This is a genomic window from Mycobacterium intermedium (genome assembly GCF_002086275.1).
In the GTDB taxonomy this organism is placed as follows: domain Bacteria; phylum Actinomycetota; class Actinomycetes; order Mycobacteriales; family Mycobacteriaceae; genus Mycobacterium; species Mycobacterium intermedium.
Genome location: NZ_MVHT01000350.1, coordinates 1 through 299 on the forward strand (window position 1 = coordinate 1; position 299 = coordinate 299).

Annotated in this window: 1 protein-coding gene; it reads right to left on the reverse strand. The window is 85.6% G+C overall.

The genetic code is table 11. The annotated features are described in order from the left end of the window. On the reverse strand, positions 1–299 hold a 299-nt coding region (locus BST27_RS35250), incomplete at both ends, for a hypothetical protein (RefSeq protein ID WP_211285355.1).

Genomic DNA, 299 nt, shown 5'->3' on the forward strand with positions numbered 1-299 from the left:
GCGCCGGCGAGCATGCCGGCGTTGCCGCCCGCCCCGCCATCGCCGGCGATGACGGCCGCTCCGCCCGCTCCGCCGGCGCCCCCGGAGCTGAACAGTCCGCCGGCCCCGCCTGGCCCGCCGTTCCCGCCGTTCGCCACGGCAAGGCCGCCGGCTCCGCCGACGCCGCCCGGGCCGAAGATCCCGCCGGCCCCGCCGGCTCCGCCGGCACCGCCGACACCGGTACCGACCAAGGCGCTGGTGCCGCCGGCCCCGCCGGCCCCCCCCGCGCCCCCCCCGCCCCCCGCGGGGCGGGGGGGGGC